Below are 15327 nucleotides of genomic sequence, written 5' to 3'. Positions count from 1 at the left end.
GAATATGGAGGCCGCCGAACTGGCGGAAGTGAAAAGCTGTTCTGGAAAAAACGTTACAGTATGTATAGAATAAACAATAAAAAATAATAAAAAGTTAATATATTAAATATAAAAATTAAAATAATTAATATTTGTATTGAATAATCTAAACATAAGTGCTATATTATTAACAGAAAGGAAGTGGATATATGAAAAAAGTCATTAGCCAGTGCCCGGTCTGTGACGGGGAACTCAGTGTTGTGCGTTTGAAGTGTGCCAAGTGCGGGACAGTGATAGAAAATGATTTTACACTCAGCAAGTTTGACTACCTGTCGGCCGAGGAGCTGCATTTTACCGAGACATTTATCAAGTGCCGGGGAAACATCAAAGAAGTGGAAAAGGAACTGGGAATCTCTTATCCCACTGTGAGGGCGAAGCTGGACGGCGTCATTCAAAGGCTTGGGTATGAGAAGGATGCGGCTCAGGACGAAGAGATGCTCCTGCGGGAGGCTGTCCTTAAAGCATTGGAGCAGGGCGAGATCACCGCGGAGGAGGCGATCCGCAAGCTGAAGTAAGTAATAATAAGGAGGCAGGGGGAGCGGTAATACAAACTCTGCAGAAAGAATTCATGATAATAGACGAAAAATTGGAGGTCATTATGGACGAGAGATTAAGAATTTTAAAAATGGTGGAAGATCGTACGATAACCGCGGAGCAGGCGGCAGAGCTTATGAAAGCGATGGGAGTTGAGGCGGAGCAGACGACAGCTGTTGCGCACAGAAGCTATGACAAGAAGATGTTCCGCATCATTGTGGACAGTACTGCGGGAGATAAAGTAAACATCCAGTTCCCGGTTGGCGCAGTGAAAAAGGTGCTCAAGGCAACCGGAAAGCTTCCGCTGCCGGAACAGGAACTGCAGGGGATGGATTTATCTTCCATTATGGATGCCGTATCCGAGTGCCTGGATGAAGAGGTTGAAGGCGATTTTGTGAATGTCAGTGCGGCAGACGGTACTACAGTCAGAATCTATGTGGACAAATAGCAGGTAAGCGAGGATATGTATCATGATGGTAGTAGTCAGATCAAAAGATGTAAATCTTAGAATTCCGGTTCCCATGGGGATGGCGTCACTTGCGGTAAAAGTTATACCGGAAGCTGCTTTCCGGCAGATGCGCAGGGATGTGCCCCCGCCCTATGATGTGTTGATTACCAGACAGGTCCTTGTGATGCTGCTGGACGAATGCATGGATATACTGAAGGAAAATAAGGGACTCGAAGTAGTACATGTGGAGGCAGCAGACGGAACCTTTGTTTCTATTAAGCTGTAGGATTTTGTAGATATGAAGTGAAACAGAGACGTTTTACCGTTACTATGTATAGCCCATAGGCCGTGCATCGTAACGTTTTACCGCCCGAAGTATATGATCCTGCGGGGATTGTACACTCCGGGCGGTATTTTTCGGTTGAAGATTATTATAAAAATGTCTCTGGTTAAACCACACCTTTAATATGGAAGATTTTCCAGAATTCTTAAAAATTTATTAGGATTTATGAAAGAAACGGATAGAAGAGGTGCAACTTTCCAAAAGTCTGTTATAATAGCAATAGACTGAAGAGAAAGGGAGACTGTTATGGGGAAAATATCCGGAAAAAGAAAACCGGTTGTACCACAATATGCGGTGTTCCCGCTGCTATCCTGTGTGATCCTGAACTTTATAGTTTATACCGGCACGGATTTGCTGGCGGGATCATGGAAACATTATGACTTAACGCTTCCCATAGACCGGGCGGTTCCTGTTATTCCGGGATTTGTTGCCGTCTATCTGGGGTGCTATGTGTTCTGGATTGTGAACTATATATTAATTGCACGGCAGGGGGAAGATCACTGCATCCGGTTTGTGACAGCGGATATGCTGTCCAGGCTGGTATGCGCATTTTTCTATCTCGTGCTTCCCACCACCAATGTCAGGCCGGTGCTGTCCGGCGGCGGGATCTGGGAGACGCTTCTGGGAATGGTGTACGGGGTGGATGACCCGACCAGGCTGTTCCCCTCCATCCACTGCCTTGTGAGCTGGTTCTGCTATATCGGTATCCGGGGGCAGAAGAATGTGCCGAAGGCATACCGAGCCTTTTCCTGCCTGTTTGCGCTGCTGGTCTGTGCATCCACGCAGTTTACAAAACAGCATTACATAGTAGATGTGATCGGAGGGATCCTGCTGGCTGAAGGCATGTACCGGGTGGCATTCCACACACAGCTGTACCGTTTTCCAAAACGGGTATTTGACATGATGGACAGAAAATGTTTTCGCAGGCGGGAGATGTCTGCGGGAAAGCAGGTGGGCTGTGACGAGTAAAAAGAAAAAGATTGTAAATATCGTCTTTCTCCTGGTCGTATTTGCATTGACGATCTATAGTGTATTTAAAGGGGAGGACCTCCGGGCCGTGATTAAGGCCATCCTGCAGGTAAATCCATGGTATCTTCTTCCGGGAATATTGGGAGTGCTTGTATTTATCTGGGGAGAGTCCATCATCATCCATTATATGTTCGGAACGCTGGGGATCAGGGAGAAGAAGCGGACCTGCTTTTTATATTCCTGCGTTGGGTTCTTCTTCAGTGCCATTACCCCGTCGGCCAGCGGCGGGCAGCCGATGCAGATATATTACATGCGGAAGAATAAAATTCCGGTTCCTGTCTCGACATTGGTGCTGATGATTGTTACAATTACATATAAGTCAGTATTAGTAGCTGTTGGATTGTTTGTCGCCTTTTTCCAAAGGGGATTTGTACATAAATACCTGGAAGGAATTCTGCCGGTATTCTACCTGGGGGTAGGGTTGAATGTGGCGTGCTGCATAGCTATGTCAATTCTGGCATTCCATCCGGCTCTGGCGAAGGGAATTATGATGCGGTGCCTGAGAATACTGGAGCGTATCCATATCATGAAGCACAAGCCGGAGAGAACTCAGAAGCTGGAGAATTCCATGGATCAGTATAACGCGACGGCAGCCTATCTGCGCAGCCATGCCAGAGTCATGGTCAATGTCCTTCTGATTACATTTTTTCAGCGATTCGCCCTGTTTTTTGTAACATGGTTTGTGTACAGGTCTTTTGGACTTCACGGGGCTCATATATATGATGTCGTTATGCTCCAGGCAGTGGTATCAGTATCGGTCGATATGCTGCCGCTTCCGGGAGGCATGGGAATCAGTGAGAATCTATTTTTGATTATCTTCAAAGGGGTATTTGCAGCGGGTCTTCTTCTGCCCGGGATGGTACTAAGCCGCGGAATTGCGTACTATGTACAACTGTTGCTCAGCGCGGGAATGACGCTGTTCGCGCATTTGACGATTGGCCAGAAGGCAGCAGATAAAATATAAACAAAGGAAAAGAGAGAAAACATGATTGGATTTTATAATTATACGGTGGTATTAACCTATACAAGCCTTGGCATATCCGTATTCGGGATGACGCAGGCGATTCACGGAAGATTTAAAACGGCTATTATCTGCCTGGCTTTATCCGGACTCTGCGATATGTTTGACGGGAAGATTGCCCGGGCAAAAAAGGACAGGACCGAGGACGAGAAAGCATTTGGGATTCAGATCGATTCCCTGTGTGATGTTGTCTGTTTTGGGGCATTTCCGGCATTGATCTGTTATCTGCTGGGCGTACGGGGGCCGATCGGTCTGGCAATTATTATCTTATATTGTATCAATTCCGTGGTCCGGCTTGCGTTTTTTAATGTAATGGAGGCTAAGAATGCCCTGGTATCGGAGGACGGGGAAAAGTTTTACCGGGGGCTTCCGATTACATCCATGGCCATTGTTCTGCCGCTGGTATTTATGATTCAGTTTTTCGTACCGGACTTTGTGTTTCGGATCTGCCTGCATCTGGCGCTTTTGGTCGTGGGCATCCTGTTTATCGTGAATTTTAAACTGAAAAAGCCGAAAAACATGACATTGGCGGTTATCGTGGGCGTTGTTGCCGCAGCGGTTGTGATTATGCTGTTCTTTACACGTTACAGAATCAGTTTTCACCCGGGCTGGCCCTGGATTGTAAGGCGGTAATGGAGAAACAAAACGCGTAGCTTAAACGAGAAGCTTACAGGAATACGGCAGAAAGGAAATCCCCGGGAAGCTGATATGGATATAACAGGCGGGGATGCAGTGATTACATATGAAATATATCGACAGAGACGGCAATATGACCGAAGAAAAGAACGGGCAGGACAGTCTGCTTGAGTGGCTTTATACCCACAGGAGCGGAAGGATGCTCGTCGGCCTGCTGGTGAGGCCGGGGATTTCAAGAGCAGGAGGATGGCTGCTGGACAGAAGATGGTCCACATGCCTGATTGATCCTTTTGTGAAAAAAAACGGTATCGATCTGTCCTGTTATGTGGATCAGAGATATAAGTCCTACAATGAATTTTTTACGCGGGAGATCAAACCGGGAGCACGTCCGCTGGAAGGCGGGGAAGGGACGCTGATCAGTCCCTGTGACGGGAAGCTGAGTGTATATCCGATTACTGTAGAAGAAGGGAAGAAGAGCAGATTCTGCATCAAAGATACCGGGTATACGGTGGAATCACTGCTGCGCTGTGCGAGTCTGGCTAAGCGCTATGAGGGCGGCTGGGCCTGCGTGTTCCGTCTGACGGTGGATGATTATCACAGATACTGCTATGTGGATGACGGGGAGAAGTCAAAAAATTACCGCATCAGCGGCATTTATCATACAGTAAATCCAGCGGCAGGGGATGTGTATCCAATTTATAAAGAAAATACGAGGGAATATTCACTTCTAAAGAGCAGGCATTTTAAGACTGTGCTGATGATGGAGGTCGGCGCGCTGATGGTGGGACGTATTACGAACTACCATGAGGCATGTCGGGTCAAGAGAGGTGAACCTAAGGGGCGGTTCGAGTTCGGAGGGTCCACCGTGGTTCTGCTTTTTCAGAAAGATGCGGTAGAACTGGAGGAACGGCTGATTCTCAATACCCGGGCAGGATGCGAAACAATCGTAAAAATGGGTGAACGGATTGGAATGGGGGGACGCTCCGCCAAAGGAGAGACAGGATGCGTCTGTAAAAGAAGACAGGGGGGCTGGAAACGGAATACGGCAGCAAGCTGGAGTAGAGCAAAAAGGAAGGAAAACCAGGGCAGACCTGGGCACAGTACCTGAAGCCTTGATGGCTTCAGGCCCTGGGGCCAGGGAGATATGTGATTTGTGATCACATATCTCACCCTGGTTTTTCTTCCTTTTTACTCAACTCCAGCTAACTGCCGTAAAGACGCTTCCAGCCCCCCTGTCTTCTTTTACAGATGCATCCTGCCTCTCCTTTGGCGGAGCTGGGCGCTTCCGGGCGGTAGAGCAGGAAGGGCTGGAGGGGATATGGGGAGTTTTCGTAATCGTTTAGATTTGCCTGAGTTTTTACGAGTTTTCTTTGTATAAGGAAGAGAAGGGAATTTATGATAGAAAAATATTTGGTTCAGGCGTATAATGAATAGCGTTTAGCAATATTTTTTGTTTATGAGGTGGTGGGAATGGTTAAGGATCGAGCGTTTTATGTGAATTTTTTTAAGATATATAGTGCGCTGGTGCTGCAGAATGTGATTACTTTGAGCGTGAATCTGGCAGATAATCTGATGCTGGGGGCTTATAGTGAGACTTCGTTGGCCGGGGTTGCGGCGGTGAATCAGATTCAGTTTATTTATCAGCAGCTGTTGATGGCGCTGGGGGACGGGCTTGTTATTTTCTGCAGCCAGTACTGGGGAAAGAAGCAGGTGGGGCCGATGAAGAAGATTGCGGCTTCTGCCATGCATGCGGCGCTTGCTGTCGGGGTGCTGCTTTTTGTTTTGGTCAGTCTGTTTCCTTACCGGGCATTGGGGATGTTTACGACGGATCAGGCGATTATTGGTGAAGGCGTGAAGTATCTGGGGATTATTCGGTTTACATACTTGCTTTTTGCGGTTACTCAGCTGCTTTTGGCGGCTCTGCGCAGTGTGGAGGTGGTGCGGATCGCTATGTGCCTTTCTGCAGTGACATTTTTTGTGAACTGCGGGATTAATTATGTTCTTATCTACGGACGCTTCGGAGCGCCGGAGCTGGGAGCCAGAGGGGCGGCAATTGGGACTTTGATTGCCAGAATCATAGAATGTGCGGTTTTGATCGTCTTTGTAGTGAAAAAGGAGAAGAGGCTGAACCTGAAATTGCAAGATTACCTGCAGTTTGACCGGGTTCTCTGCAGGGATTACTTCAGGATTACAGCGCCCATGCTGGTGGTGCAGGGGCTTTGGGGCCTGAATACGGCTCTGCAGACCGTAATACTGGGACATATGACTGCTGCAGCGATTGCCGCTAACAGTGTGGCATCGACCCTCTTTATGATGGTCAAATCCATGGCAGTGGGCGCGGCATCCACCGCTTCTATTATTATTGGCAAGACCATCGGGATGGGAGATATCAAAGTGGTGAAACAATATTCCATCCGGCTGCAGAAATTGTTTCTGGGAATTGGGATTGTTTCCGGGATTATTCTGTTCTTTATTAGAATCCCCATCCTGAATCTGTATGAACTTTCCGCTTCCACGAAGGAGATGGCGAATACATTCCTGCTTATCCTGAGCGTGGTGATCGTGGGCATGTCTTATCAGATGCCCACGAATAACGGAATTATCCGGGGCGGCGGCAATGCAATGTTTGTTGTGAAAATGGATCTGGTCAGTATCTGGATGATTGTAATTCCGCTTTCCTTTATTATGGCATTCGTCGTAAAAGCATCCCCGGCTGTGGTTGTATGCTGTCTGAATGCCGACCAGATTTTCAAATGTGTGCCGGCTTTTCTGGAATCACATTATGGAAATTGGATACGCAAGCTTACTCGGGACGCTTAAAGAGCGTATTTTCCTGCAGCAGTGTGATCCGGATTTTTAATACATTTTGTTCCAGAACTGCATCGGCCGTTCCGCCCATCTTCTCCGTCATTTCCCTGACGATTGCAAGCCCCAGTCCGGAGGAACCCTTGCGGCGTGCCCCGTCTGCCTTATAGAACCGGTCAAATATCTGTTCCACATCCATCTGAGTATCTTCGGCGACAGGATTTTCAAAAGACAGCACGCTGCCGGCCTGCTTCACTGTAATCCCGCCGGTGCCGTGCAGAAGAGCATTTTGAATCAGATTGCGGAAAATGCGCGTCAGGCATTCTTCATCCGCCATACCCCGGACTCCTTCATCTTCGAATTCCACGACTGGTTCAACTCCCTTTTCTTCAAACTGCCGGTACATACCCACCAGGCACTCACCCAGCAGAGGAAGTATCTGTACTGGCTGGATAGAAAGTTCAAACTCACTGCTGGATAGCTTCGTGTACAGGAACAATTCCTCCAGCATGTCTTTCAGCTCTTCCAGCCGGTCCTGGCTGACGGTCAGATACCGGTCTCTTTTTTCACCATCCATGCACTCCATTCCCATCTGAAGATACCCCGCTGCACTTGTCAGCGGGGTGCGGATATCATGTGCCAGGGCGGAAATGTTCTGCTTCAGCCGTTTTTGAGCCTTGTCGTACTGCATCTCTTTCTGGCGGCTCAGTTTCATCACCAGATTCAGTCTGCGGCACAGTTCCACGAAAGCTTTATCCTTACGATTTACAAACAGTTCCATGTGGCTGCCCTGGGCCAGTTCATCCAGCTGCCGGCAGACGGACCGGATTTCCAGGCGGTAACGGATGCAGCGTATCAGCAGAATCACTGCGGCGGCACCAAAGGCCAATGTGAAGATTATCATATGAACATACCTCCTGTTACTTATCTCACAATCTGGGCAGACTTACTCCGGATGCCGGTCAAATATCTTTCTTACTTAAGGCGGTTCCTGCAATTACCATATACACAATCAGGAACACAACTCCCACGGCAAATCCTGCCAGGTCTGCAGGACTTTGGTACACCTCCGGCGCGTCCCGCAGGCTGAAGTATAACGTATATTTCAGCCAGCCATTCGCGTGAAAGAGCCCAAGGAGCGCATTCAGCATGGTGACGATTACTCCGCTTGCCACCAATACGGCTGCAAGAATTCCGGCTGCAATACTGCGGGTGAGCATACATACCAGGAGAACCAGCGCCAGCATTGCCATAGTCAGAACCCATGCCTGAGCCAGGAAAAACAGCACAGAGCTGAATCTGGTAACAGGAATATTCCCGCCCATTAACAGATTTACTAAAAAGGTAAACAAATAAGCCGCAGCAAGATAGATAATATTTAAGATTGCGAAGGAAAGTAACTTACTCCCAACATATTTCCAGCGGTTTACATGCACGGACATAATGTTTTTAATAAATCCATTTTTAAAATCAGCACACACAAATATAGTAAAATATATCGTGAGTACAAGGGCGAAAAATCCGCCGTCCATGTTGGACTGTCTGAATACCAGAAGAAGATTAATCTCCCTGAACAGGGCTTTTGCTTCCTCCACCTCTACAAAATCCATCATGCCAAGTCTGCTTGCGGCCGCCTGTCCTGTGGGTGTGAGCATCAGAAAGAGAAGAAAATAAACAAGTGCGATTGTCGCCAAAATTATGCCCAGGCAGATATAAGCAGCCTTGCCTTTTCTCATCCGGTATAGATCCATACGCAGTAAATTAAGCATTGCGGGCACCCCCTTCCATCTTATCCAGAAAGTATTCTTCCAGATTCATGTGGTGGAAGCCCGAGGAATACACCTGGACCTGATTGGTGACCAGCAGCTGGATCAGCCATGCGCTGTCCGTGAAACCGTAGATGCGCAGGGTCTGGTTATCATAAACTTCCACGCCGGCATCGCTTAGATTCTCGGAAATAACGGGAAGTGCACGGTCCACATTATCCACTTCAAGCTGGAAATAATCGCGGCACTTTTCCTCCAGTTTTTCCCTGCTGATCTGTTCAATCATCCTTCCTTCACGAATGATCCCATAGTGGGATGCGATTTTACTCAGTTCGCCGAGAATATGGGAGCTTAAAAGTATCGTTTTGCCTTCCTCATTCAAGGTATTCATCAGTTCCCGCAGTTCCCGGATTCCTTCCGGGTCCAGTCCGTTGATCGGCTCGTCCAGAATCAAAAGATCGGGATTCCCAAGGAGCGCAAGGGCGACTCCCAGTCTCTGCTTCATTCCCATGGAAAAATGTTTTACCTTCTTCTTACCTGCATTGGCAAGTCCGGTTATTTCCAGTACTGAATCGATATTCTTTGGGTCGGCCAGCCCCATGCATTCCGCCTTCATCCGCACATTATCCCGTGCCGTCAGGTCGTGGTGCAGTCCGGCTTCCTCAATCAGCACGCCCATTCTTCTGCGGACCATTGGTTCATTTACATTCCTGCCGAATAGTCTGGCCTCCCCATGTGTTGGGCGCACCAGTCCGCAGAGCATTTTCAATGTGGTGGACTTACCGGAACCGTTCGGTCCTATCAGTCCATATACTGCCCCTGTCTTTACCCGCATATCCAGCTGGCTGACCGCGTCTGTGTTTCCGTATGTCTTGCAGAGCCCTTTTGTCTCTACAGCGTATTCTTCCTTCATAAGCTTAACTCCCTTTTCAAGTTTTTGATTATGGCATTATTATAAAACGCAAAGTTTCATAAAGTGCTCAAAAATGTTTAAGAAAGTTTAAAGCCTAATCCCCAGACCGTCTGGATATAAGAATCCGTTCCGCTGTCTTTCAGCTTGGAGCGGATATTGCTGATATGGACATTAATCGTCTTATCCTCTGCCAGATACCCCTCACCCCAGGCATATTCATAGATCATTTGCTTAGAAAACACCCGTTTCGGATTCCGCAGGAACAATTCCATGATCAAAAACTCATGGCTCGTAAGCTCGATGGGAACTCCGCCCGCCGTCATCTCATGATTCGCGGGATTCATCGTCCATTCCCGATAAGACAGAATCGTCTCATCCGTTCCTGTCTCAGGCTGCCGTCCGCGTTTGCGGAGCTGAACCTGGATTCGGACCAGCAGCTCCGGCAGTTCAAAAGGCTTGCACATATAATCATCTGCCCCCGCCTTTAACAGCTCAATCTTACTATCCAGCCCATTTTTAGCCGAAAGCACAATCACCGGAACCCGGTCTGCAAAAACTTCGATCAGCTCCTCCCCCGGGATCCCCGGCAGCATCAGATCCAGAATAACCAGATCAAACTCCGACATAGAAAAAAGCAGCTTCCCTTCGCTCCCCGAGAAGGCCTGGGAGCAGCAAAATCCCTCTCCGTTTAGATATTCACAAATCATCTGATTAATATCAGAATCATCCTCAACAATAAGAATACGATACATACTGTTACACTCCTTAACCTGCCGGTGCACATGGCAATCCTTTCGGCAAAATATATACACGACAATCATACCATAAATCTTCGGGAAAGTCATTAGAACCGAAACGGATGCTTGCCAGCCTCCAGAGCCTCCGGGTTTTGTGAATACCGTTAAAAGTCAAATTTTTTGTATAACAAGTCATTTCTTTTGAATGATCCATTTTTGAAATCTGCTAAGATATCATTAAATCAAAGGGAAGGAAATGATGGGAAATGACGAGAAGAGAGATTGTTATTCGGGCATTGGAGCATAAAGAGACACAGCCGATACCATTTCACATGGATTTTACCGAGCAGGCACTGGAAAACCTGATTGCATACACAGGCGATCCTGATATCGAGAGTAAGCTTGGAACCTATCTGTATTACAAACAATACTGGGGGTGGCCTACCGAGATCCCTGGCAAACCAGGGTACTACAAGGACGAATTTGGGGTAGTATGGAACCGGAACGGGGCCGACAAGGACATCGGGCTGCCGGAAGATTACCTGATTGAGGATCTGGAAGATTATGATTATGAATTTCCAAAATGCGATGAGGCCAGGCTGAGGAAAGAATTCGAGGAGATGACCGCGGACAAGGAGAAGGATGACAGGTTCATCATGTATGGGTTTGGATTTTCCATGTTTGAACGGGCGTGGTCGCTGATGGGAATTGAAAATGTACTGTGCAGCATGATTACATGTCCGGATGAAACGGAGGAGCTTTTCGGAAAGATTGGTGACTACTTCTGCCGCCTGGTAGACATAGCTCTGGAGTATGACTTTGACGGCATCTATTTTGGTGACGACTGGGGCCAGCAGCAGGGGCTGATCATGGGACTGGATCACTGGAGGCACTACATCAAACCGCAGATGGGCCGCCTGTATAAAAAGGTACGGGATAAAGGCCTGTATGTGATGCAGCATTCCTGCGGAGACTGCCATGAGCTGTTCCCGGATCTGATTGAGATGGGGCTGAATTGTTACCAGACCTTCCAGCCCGAGGTATATGACATATATAAAATGAAGGAAGTATACGGAAACCGGCTTAGCTTCTGGGGAGGCATCTCAACACAGCAATGTCTGCCGTTTGTGACACCTGAGGAAGTAAAAACAGAATGTATCCGTGTCTATGAAGCGCTGCATAACGGCGGCGGGCTGATCATTGCACCCACACATGCGCTTGCATTCGATGTACCGCCTGAAAATATCATGGCCATGGCAGAGGTATTTCAGAACCAGGAGAAGTTTTTCAAATAGAAAGGAGTGCAGGAGGTGAAAGAGAAACAGGGAACACTGGAATTTAAAAATATCGTGATGGAATTTCCCGGCGTGAGGGCTCTTGACGATATCAGCTTCCAGGTACACGGCGGGGAAGTTGTTGCCATGGTAGGTGAAAACGGAGCCGGAAAAAGTACACTGCTTAAGATCCTGAACGGGGACTATATCCCTACCTCAGGCCAGTATCTGATTGATGGCTCGGAGTGTCATTTTTCAAGCCCGCATGAGGCGATCAGGGCAGGAGTGAGCATCATTTATCAGGAAAGGCAGATCATTCCTTATTTGTCAGTGGCGGAGAACATTTTTATGGAAGACACGCCGGCCAACAGCCTTGGGCTTGTAGATTTTAAAAAGCTGCATGAGGATGCTGCAAGTATTATTAATGAGTTTAAACTGCCCATTCGTCCGGAAGACAAGGTAAAAGACCTGTCGGTTGCTTACCAGCAGATGGTGGAGATTATGAAGTCCTACAGGCGGCATCCTAAGATTATCGCTTTTGATGAGCCTACGGCCAGCCTTTCCGATACCGAGATAGAAACGCTGTTTGAGATTATCATGAAACTGAAGAAGGAAGGCATGATTATCCTTTACGTTTCGCACAGAATGAAGGAGATTTTCCAGATTACGGACAGGCTGATTGTTATGAAGGATGGGAAATATGTGGATACACTGACGACAAAGGATACGGTGGAAAGCGAAATCATAGGCCTTATGGTAGGACGGGATCTGGGAGATATTTTCGATAGTCTGGACCGCAATAAAGAAATCGGCAGAACCATTTTGAAAGTGGACAATGTATCAAACGAATACGTGAAAAATGTAAGCTTTGAGGTTCATGAGGGAGAGATTCTGGGATTTGCAGGGCTGGTGGGAGCAGGCCGGACGGAAATCATGCGTTCCGTTTTCGGGGCAGATCCGGTGCTTGAAGGGGCAGTCTGGATGGAAGGCGAAAAACTGGTATGCCGAACACCCGCAGATGCAATCAAAAAAGGAATTGCCCTATGTCCTGAGGACAGAAAAGACCAGGGAATTGTGCCATACCGTTCCATTGAAGAGAATATCAGTATTTCGATTCTTTCTAAACTAAGCAGGTTTGGATTTTTGAATAGGCGCAGGGAAGCTGAAATTGCAGAAAACGGAATCCGTGAATTCAATGTAAAAACGCCGGACAGATTTAAGAAAATCGGCGAACTGTCCGGAGGCAACCAGCAGAAAGTAATATTGGCCAGATGGCTGGCAGCCAGCCCGAAAGTGCTGATTTTAGATGAACCCACGAAGGGAATTGATGTAGGGGCTAAACAAGAGATCTATCAGATGGCCTGCAACCTTGCAAAACGGGGGATGGCAGTGATCCTGATATCGTCAGAACTTCCGGAAGTGCTGGGCTTAAGCGACCGTATTGTAGTAATGTGCCAGGGGCATATTGCAGGAGAATTGTCCGGAGAGGAAGCTACCGATGAAAAGGTTCTGACTCTTGCCATGAAAGATATGTTAGGAGGTAGTGGGAATGAATCAGCAGCAATGCAGTAAGACAGACCACAATATTTTCAAAAAAGTATTTCAAAGAATGATTAAGTCAGATAAACTGGGATTAGTAATCGCATTTATTATTATGCTGATTATATTCAATGTGCTGACGGGCGGGAAGTATCTGCTTCAGGTCAATATTATTAATATTCTGGTCTCCTGTGCTATTGTGGGACTGGTAACGATTGGGGAGAGTTATCTTCTGATATGCGGGCAGGTGGATCTTTCCCCCGGGTCAGTGGCGGCATTTTCCGGTGTACTGGCATCTATACTGATCGGAAAGGGCGTCAATATGTGGCTGGCAGTTATCATCGTAATTGCTGCTGGGGCTTTGATTGGTTTCATCAATGCGAGCCTTGTAAACGGGCTGAAGCTGGAGGCATTTATCGCAACGCTTGCGACCATGTCCATAGCCCGTGGATTTGCCTATATTATATGCGGCGGGAAAGCGGTATTTATCAAAAACCAGGCATTCCTTAAGCTGGGCGTAGGCAGGGTGTTTAATATTCCGATTCCGGTTATTATATTTATCCTTCTCTTTATTGTCTTTATAATCATACTGGATAAGACAAAATTCGGTCGGAGCGTGTACATGGTCGGAGGGAACGCGGCGGCTTCCAGACTTGCCGGTATCAATGCAAAAGCAGTAAAGACAAAGTTGTTTATGCTGACTTCTGCACTGGCGGCTTTCGGCGGGGTTATCCTTGCATCCAGAATGAGTTCAGGACAGCCTACGGCAAGTGACGGACTTGAATTCGACGCGGTAACGGCTGCGGTACTCGGCGGCATTGCAATGACCGGCGGCAAGGGCAGTCTTACCGGAGCGCTGTTGGGACTGATTATTCTGCAGGGATTTAATAATGGACTTCTTATGCTGAATGTGCAGTCCTTCTGGCAGATAGTAGCCCGCGGCCTGCTGCTGATTGTAGCGTTGACATTTGATTATTTAAGAAACAGAAAAGAAAAATAAAAATTACATAAAAAAAGGAGACATTATTATGATGAAAAAGAAAATGATGGTATTTTTGATGGCGATGGCCATGACAGCAGGGCTTATGACCGGATGCGGCAGCAGTGATTCTTCTGCGGATGCCGGGGACAAAGGCAGTGCAAAGACGGAAGCAAAGTCGGAGAAAAAGGATGATGATGACATAAAGATCGGCTATGTCTGCAAGGATTTATCACAGACATGGTTCATCCAGGTAACAGATGTATTGAAGGCGGAAGCAGAGAAACTGGGAGCAGAAGTCATTCTGGCGGATACGGCAATGAACCCGGAGACATATCTTACAGCGGTTGATAATATGATTGCCCAGGGTGTGGATGTGCTGATCGTGTGCCCGCCTGACCAGGATCTGAGCCAGACAACGGTAGCAAAATGTGAAGAGGCGGGCATTAAGGTCTTTGCGGATGCGGATGGTCTGATTGATGAGAATGGTGTGCATATAGCACCGGCCCTGGAACTGGATGCGTACAAAGTAGGAACGGCACAGGGAGAATGGGTTGCGGATTACATCAAGGAAAACAAGCTGGATAAGGCTGAAGATGCAATGTATCTCTGCATGACAATGGATACGGTCTCATCCTGTGTGCCAAGAGCAGACGGTGCGTATGACTCTATTATGGAAAATGTAACCGGATTTCCGGAAAACAGAGTCGTAAAGGCCGATTATGACGGAACTTCGGAGATGGGATATGAAGTGGTAGCGGCAACGGTAACCGCGCATCCGGAAGTGAAATATTGGATTGTGACAGCTCCTAATGAAGAGGGGGCACAGGGAGCGGCGAGGGCAATGGAGTCCATTGGTGTGGATAAAGACGCGGTTGTTACAGGTTTAGGCGGATATCTTGCAAAAGATGAGTTTAAGAAAGATGCCTCCTGCTTCAAAGCTTCCGGTTACTTCATGGCTTCAGAGGATGGAAAGGCAATTGCTGAGGCGGCAGTAAACTGGGCAAAGGATGACAGCAAGGTTCCTTTTGAAGAGTATAAGGAAGACGGAGAAGATTATGGTGTATATCCTCTGGGAGCTGTAATGGTGACAAAGGATGACTATGAGGAAATCATGGGTGAAGATGCAAAATAGGCGTTCATACCAAAACCCGGAGGAGCAGCAGAATGCGGCTTTTCCGGGCTTGGCGCATACCCTGCGGGAAGAAGCTGCAGCTTTGCGGCGGAATCCCGTTTGCATGCACATTCTGGCGTATAAAAGGCC

General features: G+C 47.6%; 16 protein-coding genes. 12 read left to right on the top strand and 4 right to left on the bottom strand.

Going from position 1 to position 15327, the window contains the following annotated elements:
- Positions 1-188: 188 nt before the first annotated feature.
- The 8 genes from BN1938_RS14460 (at position 189) to BN1938_RS14425 (ending at position 6870) form a co-directional block, all read left to right on the top strand.
- Complete coding sequence (locus BN1938_RS14460) at positions 189-554, top strand: DUF2089 domain-containing protein (protein WP_050641279.1); 366 nt, start codon at positions 189-191, stop codon at positions 552-554.
- Positions 555-637: 83 nt separating this feature from the next.
- Positions 638-1021 (top strand): SHOCT-like domain-containing protein, encoded by a 384-nt coding sequence (locus BN1938_RS14455; protein WP_050641278.1) that lies wholly within the window; start codon positions 638-640, stop codon positions 1019-1021.
- Between the two features lie 22 nt (positions 1022-1043).
- Positions 1044-1307 (top strand): hypothetical protein, encoded by a 264-nt coding sequence (locus BN1938_RS14450; protein WP_025655387.1) that lies wholly within the window; start codon positions 1044-1046, stop codon positions 1305-1307.
- Positions 1308-1610: 303 nt separating this feature from the next.
- Positions 1611-2333: a phosphatase PAP2 family protein gene (locus tag BN1938_RS14445; RefSeq protein ID WP_050641277.1), complete on the top strand. Its 723-nt coding sequence runs from the start codon at positions 1611-1613 to the stop codon at positions 2331-2333.
- Complete coding sequence (locus BN1938_RS14440) at positions 2323-3357, top strand: lysylphosphatidylglycerol synthase transmembrane domain-containing protein (RefSeq protein ID WP_050641276.1); 1035 nt, start codon at positions 2323-2325, stop codon at positions 3355-3357. Before BN1938_RS14445 ends, BN1938_RS14440 begins: the two co-directional genes overlap by 11 nt.
- 21 nt (positions 3358-3378) lie before the next feature.
- Positions 3379-4047 carry a CDP-alcohol phosphatidyltransferase family protein gene (locus BN1938_RS14435; RefSeq protein WP_050641275.1) on the top strand — a complete coding sequence of 223 codons (669 nt, stop codon included), beginning with the start codon at positions 3379-3381 and terminating at the stop codon, positions 4045-4047.
- Positions 4048-4156: 109 nt separating this feature from the next.
- Positions 4157-5158 carry a phosphatidylserine decarboxylase gene (locus tag BN1938_RS14430; RefSeq protein WP_082203018.1) on the top strand — a complete coding sequence of 334 codons (1002 nt, stop codon included), beginning with the start codon at positions 4157-4159 and terminating at the stop codon, positions 5156-5158.
- A gap of 362 nt (positions 5159-5520) precedes the next feature.
- Positions 5521-6870: an MATE family efflux transporter gene (locus BN1938_RS14425; protein WP_050641274.1), complete on the top strand. Its 1350-nt coding sequence runs from the start codon at positions 5521-5523 to the stop codon at positions 6868-6870.
- Here the strand turns inward: BN1938_RS14425 and BN1938_RS14420 are convergent.
- The 4 genes from BN1938_RS14420 to BN1938_RS14405 all read right to left on the bottom strand — a co-directional run bounded on the left by BN1938_RS14420 (position 6854) and on the right by BN1938_RS14405 (position 10286).
- Positions 6854-7759 carry a sensor histidine kinase gene (locus BN1938_RS14420; protein ID WP_050641273.1) on the bottom strand — a complete coding sequence of 302 codons (906 nt, stop codon included), beginning with the start codon at positions 7757-7759 and terminating at the stop codon, positions 6854-6856. The genes BN1938_RS14425 and BN1938_RS14420 overlap by 17 nt on opposite strands.
- A gap of 58 nt (positions 7760-7817) precedes the next feature.
- On the bottom strand, positions 7818-8624 hold the full coding sequence (locus tag BN1938_RS14415) for an ABC-2 transporter permease (RefSeq protein ID WP_050641272.1): 807 nt from the start codon (positions 8622-8624) through the stop codon (positions 7818-7820).
- Positions 8617-9534: an ABC transporter ATP-binding protein gene (locus BN1938_RS14410; protein ID WP_050641271.1), complete on the bottom strand. Its 918-nt coding sequence runs from the start codon at positions 9532-9534 to the stop codon at positions 8617-8619. The genes BN1938_RS14415 and BN1938_RS14410 overlap by 8 nt, the downstream gene beginning before the upstream one ends.
- A gap of 77 nt (positions 9535-9611) precedes the next feature.
- Positions 9612-10286, bottom strand: coding sequence for a response regulator transcription factor (locus BN1938_RS14405; protein ID WP_050641270.1), 675 nt, complete (start codon positions 10284-10286; stop codon positions 9612-9614).
- Between the two features lie 251 nt (positions 10287-10537).
- Here BN1938_RS14405 and BN1938_RS14400 point away from each other — a divergent pair, with 251 nt between their 5' ends.
- Genes BN1938_RS14400 through BN1938_RS14385 form a run of 4 tightly spaced genes read left to right on the top strand, consistent with a single transcriptional unit; the run spans position 10538 to position 15198 of the window.
- Complete coding sequence (locus BN1938_RS14400; RefSeq protein WP_050641269.1) at positions 10538-11566, top strand: uroporphyrinogen decarboxylase family protein; 1029 nt, start codon at positions 10538-10540, stop codon at positions 11564-11566.
- 15 nt (positions 11567-11581) lie between these two features.
- A complete protein-coding gene (locus tag BN1938_RS14395) occupies positions 11582-13117 on the top strand; it encodes a sugar ABC transporter ATP-binding protein (RefSeq protein ID WP_242843864.1) in 1536 nt (511 codons plus the stop codon).
- Positions 13095-14084 carry an ABC transporter permease gene (locus BN1938_RS14390; protein ID WP_050641268.1) on the top strand — a complete coding sequence of 330 codons (990 nt, stop codon included), beginning with the start codon at positions 13095-13097 and terminating at the stop codon, positions 14082-14084. Before BN1938_RS14395 ends, BN1938_RS14390 begins: the two co-directional genes overlap by 23 nt.
- A 28-nt stretch (positions 14085-14112) precedes the next feature.
- Positions 14113-15198 carry a substrate-binding domain-containing protein gene (locus BN1938_RS14385; protein ID WP_050641267.1) on the top strand — a complete coding sequence of 362 codons (1086 nt, stop codon included), beginning with the start codon at positions 14113-14115 and terminating at the stop codon, positions 15196-15198.
- Positions 15199-15327: the final 129 nt, after the last annotated feature.

Origin of the sequence: Eubacterium sp. SB2 (assembly GCF_001244405.1) — a bacterium.
Classification (GTDB): Bacteria; Bacillota; Clostridia; order Lachnospirales; family Lachnospiraceae; genus Faecalicatena; species Faecalicatena contortus_B.
Note: the sequence above shows the minus strand (reverse complement) of the source record. Positions and strands in the feature narration are given on the sequence as shown.